The sequence below is a fragment of the Streptomyces sp. NPDC048352 genome (genome assembly GCF_040651895.1).
Taxonomy (GTDB): Bacteria; Actinomycetota; Actinomycetes; order Streptomycetales; family Streptomycetaceae; genus Streptomyces.
Window position 1 is genome coordinate 13,268 of the sequence record NZ_JBEZKZ010000089.1, and the last position, 14,509, is coordinate 27,776.

General features: G+C 72.2%; 12 protein-coding genes and 1 pseudogene. 8 read left to right on the top strand and 5 right to left on the bottom strand.

Annotated elements, in window-relative coordinates; translation table 11 throughout:
* Window positions 1-133: 133 nt before the first annotated feature.
* From AB0D45_RS30445 to AB0D45_RS30460, 4 genes are all read right to left on the bottom strand, one after another.
* Window positions 134-1,153, bottom strand: a complete 1,020-nt coding sequence (locus tag AB0D45_RS30445) for a bifunctional lytic transglycosylase/C40 family peptidase (RefSeq protein ID WP_362464991.1) — start codon at window positions 1,151-1,153, stop codon at window positions 134-136.
* Window positions 1,154-1,214: 61 nt separating this feature from the next.
* A complete protein-coding gene (locus AB0D45_RS30450; protein ID WP_362464994.1) occupies window positions 1,215-2,894 on the bottom strand; it encodes a serine/threonine-protein kinase in 1,680 nt (559 codons plus the stop codon).
* Window positions 2,895-3,074: 180 nt separating this feature from the next.
* Complete coding sequence (locus AB0D45_RS30455) at window positions 3,075-3,869, bottom strand: thioesterase family protein (protein WP_362464996.1); 795 nt, start codon at window positions 3,867-3,869, stop codon at window positions 3,075-3,077.
* A gap of 52 nt (window positions 3,870-3,921) precedes the next feature.
* Complete coding sequence (locus AB0D45_RS30460) at window positions 3,922-4,530, bottom strand: LysE family transporter (RefSeq protein WP_362464999.1); 609 nt, start codon at window positions 4,528-4,530, stop codon at window positions 3,922-3,924.
* Window positions 4,531-4,732: 202 nt separating this feature from the next.
* Between AB0D45_RS30460 and AB0D45_RS30465 the strand changes: the two genes are divergently transcribed.
* From AB0D45_RS30465 to AB0D45_RS30495, 7 genes are all read left to right on the top strand, one after another.
* Entirely contained in the window at window positions 4,733-5,557 is an 825-nt protein-coding gene (locus tag AB0D45_RS30465; RefSeq protein ID WP_362465001.1) for a pentapeptide repeat-containing protein, read from the top strand.
* 340 nt (window positions 5,558-5,897) lie between these two features.
* Complete coding sequence (locus AB0D45_RS30470; RefSeq protein ID WP_008742356.1) at window positions 5,898-6,206, top strand: hypothetical protein; 309 nt, start codon at window positions 5,898-5,900, stop codon at window positions 6,204-6,206.
* Window positions 6,207-6,308: 102 nt separating this feature from the next.
* Entirely contained in the window at window positions 6,309-7,142 is an 834-nt protein-coding gene (locus tag AB0D45_RS30475; RefSeq protein WP_362465003.1) for a hypothetical protein, read from the top strand.
* Window positions 7,132-8,574, top strand: coding sequence for a hypothetical protein (locus tag AB0D45_RS30480; RefSeq protein ID WP_362465005.1), 1,443 nt, complete (start codon window positions 7,132-7,134; stop codon window positions 8,572-8,574). The genes AB0D45_RS30475 and AB0D45_RS30480 overlap by 11 nt, the downstream gene beginning before the upstream one ends.
* Window positions 8,571-10,130 (top strand): SCO6880 family protein, encoded by a 1,560-nt coding sequence (locus AB0D45_RS30485; RefSeq protein WP_361609510.1) that lies wholly within the window; start codon window positions 8,571-8,573, stop codon window positions 10,128-10,130. The genes AB0D45_RS30480 and AB0D45_RS30485 overlap by 4 nt, the downstream gene beginning before the upstream one ends.
* Before the next feature lie 19 nt (window positions 10,131-10,149).
* Window positions 10,150-11,568 (top strand): ATP-binding protein, encoded by a 1,419-nt coding sequence (locus tag AB0D45_RS30490; RefSeq protein ID WP_362465008.1) that lies wholly within the window; start codon window positions 10,150-10,152, stop codon window positions 11,566-11,568.
* Between the two features lie 2 nt (window positions 11,569-11,570).
* A complete protein-coding gene (locus tag AB0D45_RS30495; protein WP_362465011.1) occupies window positions 11,571-13,217 on the top strand; it encodes a type VI secretion protein in 1,647 nt (548 codons plus the stop codon).
* Here AB0D45_RS30495 and AB0D45_RS30500 read toward each other — a convergent pair.
* Window positions 13,214-13,765 carry a GNAT family N-acetyltransferase gene (locus AB0D45_RS30500; RefSeq protein ID WP_362465014.1) on the bottom strand — a complete coding sequence of 184 codons (552 nt, stop codon included), beginning with the start codon at window positions 13,763-13,765 and terminating at the stop codon, window positions 13,214-13,216. The two genes, AB0D45_RS30495 and AB0D45_RS30500, sit on opposite strands and share 4 nt — an antisense overlap.
* Before the next feature lie 41 nt (window positions 13,766-13,806).
* Between AB0D45_RS30500 and AB0D45_RS30505 the strand changes: the two are divergent.
* Window positions 13,807-14,404: pseudogene (locus AB0D45_RS30505) on the top strand (DUF3626 domain-containing protein).
* Window positions 14,405-14,509 lie beyond the last annotated feature (105 nt).

Sequence of the window (14,509 nt, forward strand, 5' to 3'; positions counted from 1 at the left end):
GCCGAGCAACCCCCCGTGTCCATGGAACGCCCGTTCTGCCGGGGACGTTCCACTCTCCACCGAATGATCACTCCAACGTTATCGAAGAGTGACTCGTCGTCGCAGCTCAGGGCCTTGGCTTCACAGAGAGTGGCTACGGCTGGGGAGTTGCCCCGGCCCGCTCCGGAAGGGCTTCGGCCCCATCCTTGGTCACGCGGGTGGCCCCGAAGTAGTCGGGGGTGTCGACCTTGTCAAAACGGATCACGGCACCGGTGTAGGGGGCGTTGATCATGTAACCGCCGCCCACGTAGATCCCGACGTGGCGGATCGCCCGGGAGTTCGTCAGATCGTCGGAGAAGAAGACCAGGTCCCCGGGGAGCAGCTCCCCGCGCGCGGGGTGCGACCCGGCGTTGTACTGGTCGTTCGCCACGCGCGGCAGCTCGATCCCGACGCTCTCGTAGGCCGCCTTGGTCAGCCCGGAACAGTCGAAGCGCCCGCCCTGGTCGGCCGTCCCGTTCCCGCCCCACAGATAGGGGGTCCCGAGCGTCTTCTGCGCGAAGTACACCGCCCCGGCGGCCTGCTGCGAGGGCGCGACCCTGCCCACGGGGCGTTCGAAGCTCTTCGCCAGACTCGTGATCGACTTCACGTAACCCTGGGTCTCCTTGTACGGCGGCACGCCGCCGTACTTGATCACCGCATACGCGCCCGCGTTGTAGGCCGCGAACATGTTCGACGTGGCGTCACCCGGCACACGCGCGACGTCTTTGGCCAACTGACAGTCGTACGAGGCCGCCGACGGGATCGCATCGTTGGGATCCCAGATGTCCCGGTCTCCGTCACCATCACCGTCGATGCCGTGGCCGGCCCAGGTCCCGGGGATGAACTGCGCGATCCCGCGCGCGTCCGCCGGACTGACCGCTCGCGGATCCCAGCCGCTCTCGGAGTAGAGCTGAGCCGCCAACAAGGCGGGAGTGAGCGCAGGACACAGGGTGCCCCACTTCTGCACGAGCCCCTGATACTGCTGCGGCACGGCGCCCTTGGCGAGCCCGAGCGGCCTGCCGCCACCCGCACCCACGAGCCCGGCCGCAGCCGAGTACGTCCCCACCACGATGAGCACGAGGAAGCCCAGACAGAGCCCGATCCCGAGTCCCCCGACCATCCAGAATCTGCGCATCCGTCAACACTCCCCCATCCCATCCGCTTTCACGTGCGAACCGCCCGTGTCGGCGGCCGGACTACCCCACTCGGAAGCCCGAGCAGTTGATGCTCGCGTACTTCTTGGGGTCATCCTCGACGTGATAGAAGACCAGCGTCCAGTCCCCCGGGTCGTTCGTCAGGGGCACGGCGGGGTACGTCTTGCCGTCAAGGTGCTCCGCGAAGTCATCCGGATACTTGAGGGTCAGGAACTCGCCGGAGGGCCACTTGCCGTAGATGTCCATCGGCTTGCTCGTGAAGCCCACCGCCTTGTTGTCCGTCTTGAACGGCTTGCCTGACACATCCAGGTCGTGGGGGGCTCTGACGGCCACCGATACGTAGTACGGCTCATGTTTGGTCGGGTTCATCTCCGCGTACTTGATCCGCATCTCGATGGTCACCGAGCCGCCCGAAACCTTGGCAGACGTCTGCATGTCGGCGCCTGGCGGCTTCTGGTCCGCCGAAATGTTGCACTGGCCCACGCCATGCGCGGCCAGGGCCGGATCCGCCGAGGGCTTCCAGAAGTAGTGTGAGATCTGGTTGCCCTCGATGTACTCGGTCGGCGGCTTGGCCGCTCCCTTGGACGGGGCAGACGGGGTTGCTCCCCCACCGGCATCGGAACCCGCCGGACTCTGGGCAGGCGCTCCCGTAGCACCCGCGTCGACGCCCCGTGCCTGCCCCCCTCCGCCCCCGTCCGCATCGGGCGGCAGGAGCTTCCAGGCCGCCAGCAGCGCGACGAGCACCCCTGCCCCCGCCGCGGCCCACACCGCGGGACGGCCCGCACGGCGTGCCGTCGCCGCAGGGACCGAAGCCTGCGTTGGTACGTACGGATGCCCCGGTCCCTGCGTACGCATCTCATGCAAGGGCACCGGCTCCCCGAGGGCCAGCAGCGACGTGTACTCGGGGTCATCGACGAGAGCGTCCCGCACTCCGCACCGCCGTATGACCTCGGAAGGATCCGGCCGTGCGGCCGGATCCTTCGCCACACAGGCCTCGATCAGTGCCGCCAGTCCCGGCTCCACGCCGGCCACGTCGACCGGCTCGTGCACCGCCCGATAGCCGACGGTCGACGGCACCCCCGTACCGAACGGCGGACGGCCAGTGGCCGCGTACGCAAGCGTCGCACCGAGCGCGAACACATCGGCGGCCGCTCCGGTTTCGCCGCCGAGCAGCACCTCCGGAGCGGTGTAGCCAGGGGTGCCCGGCGCCTGTCCGTCCTGGGTGAGGGCCGTTGCGCCAACCCCACACGCGATACCGAAGTCGATCAGCTGGGGGCCCTGCGCGCCGAGAATGACGTTCTGCGGTTTGAGGTCGCGGTGCGTGACGCCGTACGCGTGCACGCTCGCCAGGCCCTCGGCCAGCGCCGCCCCCAGACGTCGGCAGGTCTGCACGGGCAATGGCCCGCGCGCACCGACAGCGTTGCCGAGCGTGGGGCCCGCTACGTACTCGGTGGCCAGCCAGAACGGTGCCGTCTCCAACGAGGCGTCGATGAGGCTGGCTGTATACGCCGAGCGGACGGCCCTCACCGTACGGGCCTCACGCCGGAAGCGGGCCAGAGCCTCCGGATGCCCGGTGATCTCCTCGCGCACCACCTTGACGGCCACCAGCCGCCCGCCGGGCGACCGCCCGAGGTAGACCTGCCCCATCCCTCCGGCACCGAGCCGAGCCAGCAGCGCGTGGGTGCCTATGTAAGCGGGATCGGTGTCCCTGAGCGCCTCCATCCGCCGAGCCTGCCATACCGACTCCCGTGGCTCGCAGGCGGGTTGACCGGGCGGCTGGGTCCGGACCGATCGAGTGCGCAGGCCGCAAAGCCATCGTGGACACCAACAGCCACCACTGCGGGTAACCCCCTCAGCGTCTCCGCGGCGACCCGCCCCCCGGCGATCGGGTCCTGCCTCCGATCAGCGCTCGGCCACGAACAGGCTCTGCGCCCCGCGCCCGATCGGCCCCTTCTCGTCGTGCAGGCGGGCGTCGGCGAGGCCGATGCCGCCGGGGTCCACGCTCGTACGGGACTCCACGCAGACCCACTCGCCCACCGGGTGGCGGTGCAGGTGGACCGTGAGGTCGCCGTTGACGAACACGAACCGGCCGAAGTCCATCACCGCGCTGATCCCGTTGCCCGAGTCGGCGGCCACCAGCACCCGGTCCAGCGGACGGATCTCCTCCCCCGCCACGAGCGGCACCCGCATCCGCATCCAGCAGGTGCCCGGCCCCGGCTCGGTGAAGGCCCCCTCCGTGAACCGGGCCTCGACCGAGGAGTGGTAGCCCGTCTCCCACGGCACGGGGAAGAACGGCGTCACCCCCACCTCCCCCGGCGGCGCCACCACCGCCCCCGGGACCACCGCCGGCACCGGCTCCGCGGCCACCCGGATCCGCAGCGCCCGCGCCAGCATCACCGGGGCCGCCCCGCCCGCCGGGGCGAGGGCCGCCTCGACCAGCTCCGTGCCGCGCCCGGCCCGCAGCACCGAGGTGGTCACCTCCAGCTCCCCGATCGGCACCGGACGCAGGATCTCGTACGTGATCCGGGCGACCCGCATGTCGTCCCGCGCCCCCGGCCGCTCCTCGACGGCCCGCCCCAGCAGCGCGGCCGGCGGTCCGGCGTGCTGGGCGTCCGGGTCCCACGGCCCGCGCGTCGCTTCGGTCGCCAGGAAGCGGCCCTCGCCGAGCCGCTCGTAGAACCCGTCTTCAGCATCCATGCCGCCGCACGCTACCGACAGGTAACCCCGCACACCACCCCCGCCGCCCGCCTCAGCGGGCGAAGCCCAGCCCCACCCCCAGCCCCACCAGCACCGAGCCGATCGCCCGGTTCAGCGCCTTCTGCGCCTTCAGCATCCGCGCCCTCAGCCGCGCGTGGGAGAAGAACAGCGCCACCGCCCCGAACCACAGCAGGTGCGCCCCCGCCATGAACAGCCCGTACCCCGCCTGCTGCCACGCCGAGGTCTCCGGGCTGACCACCTGCGTGAACGTCGACACCACGAACAGGGTCGTCTTCGGATTCAGCACATTGGTCAGGAACCCGCTGCGCAGCGCCCCCGCCCGCGTCAGCCCCGGCCCGGCCCCCAGGTCCACGGTCAGCTCCGTCCGCGCCCGGAAGGTGCGGATCCCGATCCACACCAGGTACGCCGCGCCCGCCAGCTTGATCACCGTGAACAGGGCGGTCGACGAGGCGATCAGCAGACCGACCCCGAGCATCGTGTACGAGACGTGCACCAGCACCCCGGCAGCGACCCCCGCGGCCGCGAACAGCCCCGTGGGCCGCCCGTACAGACAGCTGTTCCTCACCACCATGGCGAAGTCGGCGCCCGGACTGATCACGGCGAGGAGGGTGATGACGGCAACTGCGATCACTTCTGTCATGCCCAGATCCTCACCAACGACCGACCCGTGATCAAGAGGCCCTGCCCGCATGACACTTGAGGCGTACCCCTCCCCCCGCGCCCCTTCCGCCCCACCACCGACCCGGACGCCCGGCCCCTGGCCGGCGCCCGACTCGTCGGCGGCGTCCGGTGCAGCGCCCTCCGGATGCGACGGCCCTCCCCGCACCCGTCACAATGAGGTGGTGTCCAGCTCCACGCCCACCCCGCTCCCCGTCCTCCAGGCCGACTGCGCGAACTGCTTCGCGCTCTGCTGCGTCGCCCTGCCCTTCGCCAAGTCGAACGACTTCGCCGTGAACAAGGCCGCCGGAACCCCCTGCAAGAACCTCCGGCAGGACTTCCGCTGCGGCATCCACACCCGGCTGCGCGACCAGGGGTTCCCCGGCTGCACCGTCTTCGACTGCTTCGGCGCCGGTCAGCAGATCTCCCAGGTCACCTTCGAGGGCCGCGACTGGCGCACCCACCCCGGGACCCGCGAGGCGATGTTCGAGGCCTTCCCGGTCATGCGGCAGCTGCACGAGCTGCTCTTCTACACCGCCGAGGCGCTCACCCGCCCCGCGGCCGCCCCCCTCCACCCCGCCCTGCGCACGGCCCTCGCCCGGACCGAGGCCCTGACCCGCGCCGACGCGAAGACCCTCACCGCCCTCGACGTCGCCCCCCTCCGCCAGGAGATCAACGCCCTGCTCCTGAAGACCAGCGAGCTCGTCCGCGCCAAAGCCCCCGGCCGCAGGAAGAACCACCGCGGCGCCGACCTGATGGGCGCCCGCCTCTCCGGGGCCGACCTGCGCGGCGCCAACCTCCGCGGCGCCTACCTGATCGCCGCCGACCTCAGCGGCGCCGACCTGCGCGGAGCCGACCTGATCGGCGCGGACTTCCGCGACACCGACCTCGGCGGCGCCGATCTGCGCGAGACCCTCTTCCTGACCCAGCCCCAGCTGGCCGCCGCCCGCGGCAACGCCGCGACCCGCATCCCGGCCCACCTCGCCCGCCCCGCGCACTGGACCGCGTAACCCCCACGCGCACGGCGACCCGCCCCGGCGCCCGCCCCGCGCCCATGCGCCCCTCACGCCTCCGTACGCTCCCCCGCCGCCCCGGCCTCCCCCGATTAGCCCGAACGGCCGCCCCTCACACGGCCCCGCGCACGCCGTGCCGACAATCATTGCCCGGGGTCACCCCCCGTGATACACAGAGTGACCAGGTCAGGGCGCGCATACGGAGCGCGGGCCGGGAGAACGGGTAAAGGAAGCGGCCAAGTCGACGACGGCGCCGGTTTCATCAGCGAAGATAGTGCGTGACCCCTGCCGTTGGGCACGGGCTACCGGAACTACCCATACAGGGGCGGTGAGTTACATGATCCTGGCAGCCGAAAAGGGCGACATCACCACCATCATCGGCGGAATCGCCCCGAACTGGGGGCCGTTCGGCAGTCTCGGCAACGAAGCGAAGGTCATGATCGAAGTGGTCATGGCCGTCGCGATCCTCCTCTGCCTCGGCATCGCCATCTGGGGCGCCGCCAAGCAGCGCATCGGCGCGACCGCCCTGCGCGACACCTTCAGCGCGGAACAGGGCAAGGGCCTGATCGTCGCCGGCCTCACCGGAGTCTTCATCATCGGCTCCCTCGGCACCCTCTTCACGATCGTCTACGGGATGGCCGTCTAGCCGGACCGCCGCGCCCGGCCGCACCCTGATGACGAATCACCACACCGCGCCTGAGCGGGAACGAGCGCTACCGTCGTACGACGCGGAGGGGGCGGACACGCAATGAGCAACGACGACCAGTACGGCGGCGGCAGCGGCCACGCCGAGGTCGGCGGCACGGGCCAGACCCGCACCCGGCTCCCGGACCTGCCCTCCGACCCGTACGGCACGCCCCGCCGCACCCCCCGCGCCTCCCGCGGCCTGATCACGGTGGTCGGGGTGGTGGTCCTGCTCGTCGCCGCCATCGCGTTCGCGAACCGGTCCCAGGACTCCACGCCGCCCGCCGCCTCCGACAAACCCCCGGCCGCGGACGCCACCGCCCCCACCGGCACCGCCCCGGTCACCGGCAAGTCCGCCGGCATCCCGAAGGGCTTCGCCCACGACGAACAGGGCGCCCAGTCGGCGGCCGCCAACTACGCGGTGGCTCTCGGCTCCGACGGGATGCTGAAGAAGGACGTCCGGCACGCCCTGGTGGACGGCATCTACACCCCCGAGGCGGCGGCGCAGCGCAAGGGCGCGCAGGACGCGGCGTACTCCCCCGCCTTCCTCGCCACCCTGGGCCTCGACGCGAACGGCAGCGCCCCGCAGGGCAGCACCTTCGTCACCCGCGCCGTGCCCGTCGGCACCCGCGTCGAGAGCTACGGCCCGACCGCCGCGAAGGTCGCCGTCTGGTACACGGGCCTGGTCGGGATGTCGGGCGCCAAGTCCACCACCCCGGTCCGCACCACCTGGAAGACCTGGACGTTCGACCTGGCCTGGGCCGGCGACGACTGGAAGGTCACCTCCGACAGCCAGCAGGACGGCCCCGCCCCGGTACCCGGCGACGTCGCCGCCTCCACGTCCGACGACATCAGCAAGGCCGTCCAGGAGTTCGGAGGGTTCACCTATGCCCGGTAGTCGCCGCCCCGACCGCCGTACGGGCACCACCCGCCACCCGCGCGCCGCCGGCGCCCGCGCCGCCGGCGCCCGGACCGCCAGCGCCCGGACCGCCGGCGCCCGCACCGCCGGCGCCCGCACCGCCGCGGCCCTGGCCGCCGTACAGACGGCCCTCGTCCTGCTGTCCGCCCGGGCCTACGCCGCACCCAGCCCCACACCGCCCCCCTCCGGCTCGCCCTCCGCCTCCCCGTCCGGCACGCCCGCCCCCTCCCGCTGCGAAGGGGTCATCGGCCCCCTCAAGGAGGACTGCGAACGCCAGGCCGGCAACGCCCCCGGCACCGGACCCGGCACCGGCCTCTCGCCCACCAGCCCGCCCGACGCCCTCAACCCCCTCGCCTCCCTCGCCAAGGGCTGCGCCGACGCCGCCGCCTGGATCGTCGGCAAGCTCAGCGAAGCGGTCAAGTCCACCGCCAACGTCGACTTCACCAACCCGGCGTTCCTCCAGCAGTACGCCGTCGTCTTCGCCGCCTCCACCATCCTGACCCTCGTCCTGTGGCTGCTGGCCGTCGCCAAGCGCGCCATCCGCGGCGTCCCCCTCACCACCGCCCTCTCGGAGGCCATCGGCTTCCTCTGGCTGACCGTCCTGGCCTCCGCCTTCACCCCGCTCGTCCTCTACACCGTCGTCTCCGCCACCGACGGCGTCACCGAGGTCATCTCCGCCGCCACCGGCAGCCAGACCGACGTCTTCTTCGGCTCCTTCTCCGAAGCCCTCAAGAAGGGCCAGGACATCGGCGGCGGCCCGATCATGCTGATCGTCGTCGCCCTCGTCACCGTCCTGGCCGCCGGCGTGCTCTGGCTCGAGCTCGTCATCCGCGCCGCCCTGCTCTACGTCGGCGCCCTCCTCGGCACCGTCGTCTACGCCGGACTCGTCGACCGCAACATGTGGGGCCACGTCCGCCGCTGGGCCGGCATCATGATCGCCGTCATCCTCGTGAAACCGGTCATCGTCATCGTCCTCGGCCTCGCCGGAGCCCTCGCCGGCGACAAGGGCCCCGACGCCTTCTCCGCCGTCGTCTCCGGCCTCGCCATCATCCTCCTGGCGATCTTCGCCTCCGCGATGATCTACCGCTTCGTCCCCGGCTTCGGCGACGAGATCGCCTCCGCCCGCACCAACCGCTCCAAGGCCACCGACGGCGCCCAGGCCGCCGCCGTCATCAGCTCCCCGGCCTCCCTCGTCTCCCAGGGCATCAAGACCCACAGCAGCCGCGGCGGCGCCCACCGCGCCGGCGGCGGCAACCCCGGCGGCGGCGACGCCAACCAGATCTCCGGAGGCATGGCCGCCCACAGCAGCCGCCGCTCCGGCAGCGGGTCCACCGGCGGAACCGTCCCCTCCGCCGCCCCCGCGCCCCGCACTGGCTCGAGTACGAGGAACACAGGAGGTGACGGGCGTTGACGACCCAGTCCCACCAGCTCCACCCGGTCGCGCCCCGCCGCACGTATCTCATCGGCCGGGCCCGGCCGAACGCGATCGTCGGCAAGAACCGCGAAACCGGCGAAATCGCGCTGATCATCGTCGGCGCGTTCTTCGGCATGATGAGCGGACTGCTCGTCCCCGACCTCACCCTGCGCATCGTCAGCCTCGCCGGCTTCCCGCTGCTCGCCCTCGCCGCCGTGTACGTCCCCTACAAGGGCCGCACCTTCTACCGGTGGTTCGAGATCAGCCGCAGCTACAAGCGCACCCTGCGCCGCGGCACGACGTACCGCTCCAGCGCCATGGAAGCCGGCACCCGCGCCGCCGACGGCCGCGAGGTCGAAGTCGGCCCGCCCCCCGGCATCGGCCGCATCAACTGGCTCGCCGCCCCCTTCGGCCCCGACGAGATCGCCGTCCTGCTCCACGCCGACCGCAGAACCGTCACCGCCGCCATCGAGATCGAAGGCCCCGGCGTCGGCCTGCGCGACAGCGAGGACCAGGAAGCCCTCGTCGACCGCTTCGGCACCCTCCTCAAGCACGTCGCCAACGGCGACGGCTTCGTCACCCGCCTCCAGATGCTCGCCCGCACCCTCCCCGCCGACCCCGACGCCCACGCCAAGGACGTCGCCCAGCGCGGGGACACCCGCGCCCCGGCCTGGCTGCGCGACTCCTACGACCAGCTCCAGTCGATGGTCTCCACCTCCTCGGAGCAGCACCGCGCCTACCTCGTCGCCTGCATGCACTACACCCGCGAGCTCGCCGCCGAAGCCAACACCATCGCCCGCGCCGGCAACCACAAGGGACGCAAGCTCGACCGCGACGCCGGCCTCGCCATCGTCATGGCCCGCGAGCTCACCGACATCTGCGCCCGCCTCGCCGAAGCCGACATCCGCGTCCGCCAGCCCCTCGGCCAGGGACGCCTGTCCTCCCTCGTGCACTCCATGTACGATCCGGACCACCCCATCGACCACATCCAGGCCATGACCAAGCGCAACGCCTGGCCCGCAGAGCTCGACGCCGTGGAGCCCACCTACCTCCAGGCCAAGACCCGCGAATCCTCCACCCGCGCCCCCTGGTGCCACGCCACCGCCTGGGTGAAGGAATGGCCGATGACCCCGGTCGGCGTCAACTTCCTCGCCCCCCTCCTCGTCCACACCCCGGACGTCATCCGCACCGTCGCCGTCACCATGGACCTCGAACCCACCGAGATCGCCATCGAGCGCATGCTCACCGAGAAGACCAACGACGAGGCCGACGCCTCCCGCGCCGCCAAGATGAACCGCACCGTCGACCCCCGCGACATCGCCGCCCACGGCCGCCTCGACCAGAGGGGTGAAGATCTCGCCAGCGGCGCTGCCGGAGTCAACCTCGTCGGGTACATCACGGTGTCCTCACGTTCACCCGAAGCCCTCGCCCGCGACAAGCGCACCATCCGCGCCTCCGCCGGCAAGTCCTACCTGAAGCTGGAATGGTGCGACCGCGAGCACCACCGCGCCTTCGTCAACACCTTGCCGTTCGCCACCGGCATCCGACGCTAGCTGGAGGGAAGTGCCGCCCATGCGAGATCCCATGTCCGCGCTGACGGACGCCTTCACCAGCTTCCTCTTCGGCAAGGTCGAGACCACCCGCCTGCCCGTCCGCACCTCCACCGGCCAGGCCCAGGCCGTCTACCTCCCCACCGCCGCCCCCGGCCTCGGCGACTCCGGCGTGATCATCGGCCGCGAGGTCTACAGCGGCAAGGGCTACATCTACGACCCCTTCCAGCTCTACGGCCAGCAGCTCCCCGCCCCCCACTGGCTCGTCCTCGGCGAATCCGGCAACGGCAAGTCCGCCCTGGAGAAGACGTACGTCCTGCGCCAGCTCCGCTTCCGCGACCGCCAGGTCGTCGTTCTCGACGCCCAGGGCGAGGACGGCGTCGGCGAGTGGAACCTCATCGCCCAGCAGCTGGGGATAACCCCCATCCGCCTGGATCCCATCGCCGCCAACGACGACGGGATCCGCCTCAACCCCCTCGACCCGGCGATCACCACGACCGGACAGCTCGCGCTGCTCCGCACCATCATCGAAGTCGCCATGGGCCACGGCCTCGACGAACGCTCAGGCTTCGCCCTCAAGGTCGCCCACGCCTACGTCGTCGACACCATCCAGGACCGCCAGCCCGTCCTCACCGACATCGTCGAACAGCTGCGGCACCCCGAAGCCGAATCCGCCCAGGCCATGAACGTCGACATAGACGACGTCCGGGCCTGGGGCCTCGACGTCGCCCTCGTCCTCGACCGCCTGGTCGACGGCGACCTCCGCGGCATGTTCGACGGCCCCACCACCGTCGGCATCGACCTCGACGCCCCGCTGATCGTCTTCGACCTCTCCCACATCGACCGCAACTCCATCGCCATGCCCATCCTCATGGCGATCGTCGGCGTGTGGCTGGAACACACCTGGATCCGGCCCGACCGCAAGAAGCGCATCTTCCTCGTCGAAGAGGCCTGGCACATCATCAACAGCCCCTTCGTCGCCCAGCTCTTCCAGCGCCTCCTGAAGTTCGGCCGCCGCCTCGGCCTGTCCTTCGTCGCCGTCGTCCACCACCTCTCCGACGTCGTCGACGGCGCCGCCGCGCGCGAGGCCGCCGCCATCCTCAAAATGGCCTCCACCAGAACCATCTACGCCCAGAAGGCCGACGAGGCCCGCGCCACCGGCCGCGTCCTCGGCCTCCCCCGCTGGGCCGTGGAGATCATCCCGACCCTCACCCCCGGCATCGCCGTCTGGGACGTCAACGGCAACGTCCAGGTCGTCAAACACCTGATCACCGAAACCGAACGCCCCCTCGTCTACACCGACCGCGCGATGACGGAGTCCTCCACCCCGCAGCAGCTCCCCGAAGAGCTGCTGGCCGCCGAACTCGAAGCGGAGGAACGAGCCCTGTACATCGAACGCCAGCGGGGCTCCGGCCCCGGATCAGCGACCACGGTGGCCTGACCATGCCCGACGCGAGACGTACGGAGCCCCCCGCGCGCGGCGGCGGCATCCCCGACGGGGTACTCGTCGGCCTCCTGGCCTTCCTCCTCGGCCTCGCCGTCCTGGTCTGGTCGGCCACCGGCCTCGCGGCCCTCTTCGCGAAGGGCGCCTGGCCGGCCACCGTCACCTTCACCCGCACCCCGGGGGCCGTTCGCGCCCTGATAACGCAACCCCACGACCTCCCCGCGGCCTGGCCCGACACCGCCCCGAGCGCCCTCCCGGGATGGGGCCTGTTCTGGGGACTGTTCATCAGCCAGCTCCTGGTCGTGCTGGTGCTGACGATCTTCACGATGGGCGTCGTCGCCCGTACGAAGGCCCGCCGCACCCGCGCCAGGCGCGAGGCCGCCCCACCGGAGCCGGCACCCGCCCCGGATCCCGGCCGGGTCCCCGCCCCGACCACGCCGCAGGCCCCGCCGCCCCCCGCCGCCGGCCTCGCACCACCCGGGCCGACGGCAGCGGACGCCCAGAGCCGCACGACGCCCCCCGGCCCGGCCCACGCCCCGGCATCGGCCCCCGCGCCGATCCTCTCCGCCGCGCACGCCCCCGTCTCCGCCGCCTCCGCACCGGGCGCCCCGCCCCGCAAGCCGACCCCGGCCCGCTACACCTCGGCCGGCGACGCCCCGGCCCCGGCCGACGACGCCTACCGCTACGGCTTCGGCTACGCCCCGGCCCGCACCGCCCCCGCCCCCGCCCCCGCCCCCCGCCTCGCCTACGGCAGCCCGGCCGAACGCCACCGCCTCGCCGCCCACGCCCTCGCGGCCGCCGAGGGCGCCGCCCTGGTCGTCACCTCGTCCCCCGCACTGTGGGCGGAAACCAAGGACGCCCGGGCGAAACTCGGCCCGGTCCTCCTCTACGACCCCTCCCACCTGTGCGACACCCCGGCCCGCATGCACTGGCACCCCGCCGACGGCTGCGCCGACCGCGACACCGCCGCCGCCCGGGCGATCGCCCTGCTGGCCCCCGTACGCCCCCAGGCCCGCCTGGACAGCGCCCTCGCCGACACCGCCGAGACCCTGCTCCGCAGCTGGCTCCAGGCCGCCGCCCTCGACGGCCTCCCCTTCAAGCAGCTGGCCCGCTGGGCCCAGGGCAACGGCGCCCAGGACCCCGTCCGTACCCTGCGCACCCACCCGAAGGCGGCCCCCGGAGCGGCCGGCGAACTCGAGAGCGCCCTCACGGCCCACCCCGAACGCCGCGACCAGGCCCAGCAACTCGCGGCCCGCGCCCTGTCCTGCCTGACCTCGATCCACATCCGCGAGGCCTGCAACCCGAACCGTACGGATTCCCTCACCCTGGCATCGTTCACCGCCGAAGGGGGAACCCTCTACGTACTGGGCGAATCCCTGGAGGACCCCCGTACGCACCCGGGTGCGATGCCCCTGCTCACCGCACTCGCCTCGGACGTGGTCGAGCACGGCCGCCGCATGGCCGCACGGTCATCCCACGGCCGGCTCGACCCACCACTGACGCTGGTCCTCGAGGACGTGGCGGCCGTCGCCCCCGTCCCCCAGCTCCCGGACCTCCTCCAGGACGAGACCCTCCCCCTCCTGGCCCTGTGCCGCAGCCGCGAACAGGCCCGCACCCGCTGGCCCCACGCCCGCTTCGACGGCTAGGTGCGCCCGAGCACGTACTCGTGCTCCTCGGCCCCCGACTCCGCCTCCACCACCCGCCCGCTCGGCACGAACCCGATCCTCCGGTAGAAGGCGGCCGCCCGCGGGTTCTCCTCGTGCACGAAGAGCCGTACGCGTTCCAGCGCCGGCCCCTCCAACGCCCAGGCCCACTCCAGGGCGGCCGCGAAGAGCGCCTCGGCCAGCCCCGTACCCCGCAGCCCGGGCCGCACGAACACACCCACCACGTGCGCCTGCGCCTTCTCCACGGGTACGTCGAAGAAGTCGGTGGTCCCCTCCTCCTCGACCAGCACGGTCACGGAGCCGCCCCACTCCCCGTCGGGCCCCTCGGCGATGAACTGCCGCGCGGCCCGCCCGTGCGAGGCCCCCCGGGCCCGCTCCTGCCAGAGCGCGTCCGGCCGCGCCTCCGCCTGCCCCAGCGTCTCCAGGAAGGCCACCGGCGCCACCGGATCCCTCAGGGCGTCCAACCTCAACGCCTTGACCCGCTGCCACTCCTCGGCCCGCACCGCCCGCACCACATGCTGATGATCCATAACCCGGGATCCTAGCCACGCCCCTGATGCACACTGCCCCCATGCACCCGCATTCCCAGGCGCTCGCCCACGTCACCGCCCTGTCCTCCGGTCCGCCCCTGGACCCGGGTCTCACGGTCACGCTCAACTTCCACCCGGACCGCGTCACCGACGCCCGCCCGATCCTCACCGCCCTCGCCGAGGAGGGCGTGTACCGCTCGCAGTTCGTCACGGGAACCAGCAACGGCGGACTCACCGCCCACCCGGGCGGCGCCCGCTGGCACTGGGAGAGCCGCATCTTCGGCGGCGCCTACGACGAAGCCCCGGCGGCGGAGCGCCCGGTGTACGGCGCCCTCAACTTCCGGCACAACCCGGCCGGTGCCGCTCCCCGCTTCGGCTCCGCCCACCTCCGCCTCCGCCCGGAAACCCTGCCCCGCACCACCTTCTGCTACCCGGACAGCTACCTGGAGCCCGAATCCTGAACTCTGCCAGCACCCCGAGTACCGCGGCCAGGACTTCGTCGACCTCGGTTCGTCCATCGCCGTGGCCGGCGTCCTGACGCCCCGCATCCTGGGCGAAGCCGCCCGGACGGGCCGCTACGACGAACAGGCGCTCAAGCGCGTCTGGCATTACGTGGCCCGCTTCGGCGCTCTCCGATAAAGACCCCGTAAACGCAGAAAAGCCCCGCACCAGAAGGTGCGGGGCTTTCCCACAATGATTGTTCGGCGGCGTCCTACTCTCCCACAGGGTCCCCCCTGCAGTACC